Source organism: Nocardioides sp., assembly GCF_024509035.1.
Classification (GTDB): domain Bacteria; phylum Actinomycetota; class Actinomycetes; order Propionibacteriales; family Nocardioidaceae; genus Nocardioides.
The window spans coordinates 2,462-2,770 of record NZ_JANINT010000271.1 but is presented as its reverse complement, the minus strand read 5'-3'; the positions used below and the strand labels follow the sequence as shown (position 1 = coordinate 2,770).

At 79.6% G+C, this 309-nt stretch carries 1 protein-coding gene; it reads right to left on the bottom strand.

The window, feature by feature from the left end:
• The coding region (locus tag Q0L15_RS18290) for a hypothetical protein (protein ID WP_296605879.1) at positions 1-305 on the bottom strand (305 nt) is incomplete at its 3' end.
• Positions 306-309 lie beyond the last annotated feature (4 nt).

The following is a 309-nucleotide window of genomic DNA, read 5'->3' as shown; positions in this document are numbered from 1 at the left end:
GCCCGCCGGGCCGCCGCCTCGAGATCCTGGCGGGCGAGCGCCACGAGTACGGCGGTGCGGGCGACCCGCCCCGGATGACGCCCGGTCGCGTCGACGTCGCGCAGCAGGGCCTCGGCGGCGGCCACGTCGCCCTCGCCGAGGCGGGCCTCGGCCAGCTCGAGGCCGGCCAGCACGTCGACGTACGTGCTGGGATAGCAGGCCCCCGACCGCAGCGCCCGCAGCCCGGCCTCGGCGGCCTCCCGGTCGCCGAGCTCGCGGGCGGCGACCGCGTCGGCGAGGTCGAGGACGACACGCAGGGTGGCCATCTCG